1 protein-coding gene is annotated in these 1133 nt (G+C 65.6%); it reads left to right on the top strand.

What is annotated here, in order from left to right; genetic code table 11:
• Positions 1-1133: recombinase family protein (locus tag BM177_RS19330; RefSeq protein WP_139223768.1), on the top strand; the 1133-nt coding region annotated here is incomplete at both ends.

Below are 1133 nucleotides of genomic sequence, written 5' to 3'. Positions count from 1 at the left end.
CAAAAGCATGAGGGCTGGACGGCGTCGCCGGCGCTCTATGACGACGGCGGCTATTCCGGCGGCACGATGGAGCGCCCCGCCCTCAAACGCCTCATCGCCGACATCGAGGCCGGCCAGATCGATGTGGTCGTCGTCTACAAGGTCGACCGGCTGACGCGGGCGCTCTCCGACTTCGCCAGGCTCGTCGACGTCTTCGACCGCCGCGGCGTGTCCTTCGTCTCGATCACCCAGCAGTTTAACACCACCACCAGCATGGGCCGGCTGACCCTCAATGTACTGCTCTCCTTCGCCCAGTTCGAGCGCGAGGTGATCGGCGAGCGGGTGCGCGACAAGATCGCCGCCTCGAAGAAGAAGGGCATGTGGATGGGCGGCATGCCGCCCTTGGGCTATGACGTCAAGGACCGTAAGCTGGTCGTGAACGAGAACGAGGCGAAGATCGTCGTCCATATCTTCGAGCGTTATCTCGCGCTGAAGTCGGTGCGCGCGCTTGGCGACGATCTGGCCAGCGCCGGGATCAACAGCAAACGACGGCTGCGGCGGGGCGGCGAGGTTTATGGCGGTCAACCGCTCACCCGCGGCGCGCTCTACGCGATGCTGCAGAACCGCCTGTACCGCGGTGAAATCAGCTACAAAGGCGGCGTTTACCCCGGCGAGCATCCGGCGATCATCGACCCGCCGCTGTGGGACGCGGCTCAGGCGACGCTCGCCGGCAACCGCGTCGATCGGGCGACGGGCGTCCACACCAACCATCCCAGCCTGCTCACCGGCATGGCGTTCGACGACGCCGGCGAGCGCCTCACGCCGAGCCATGCGGTCAAGAAGGGCGCGCGCTATCGCTATTATGTTTCGACCTCCCTCGTGACAGGCGCGCGAACGAATCGTTCAGGGGGCCGGCGGATCCCCGCCAGCGATCTGGAAACCCTTGTGATCGACAGGCTGCGCGCTTTTCTCAATGATCCTGGAGCCCTCGTCGACGACCTCGGCGCGGGAGCTCCCGACGCTTCAGGATGCGAGCGCCTGATCGAACGCGGCCGTATCCTTGCGGAGGCTCTCGCAGCCGATGCGCCAGACAAAGTCAAAGCGAGGCTGATGACGCTGCAGTGCCGCGTCGACGTCAAACCCGATCGCGTCGA

Origin of the sequence: Methylocapsa palsarum (assembly GCF_900114285.1) — a bacterium.
GTDB classification, from domain to species: Bacteria; Pseudomonadota; Alphaproteobacteria; order Rhizobiales; family Beijerinckiaceae; genus Methylocapsa; species Methylocapsa palsarum.
This window is presented reverse-complemented; position numbering and strand designations above follow the sequence as displayed.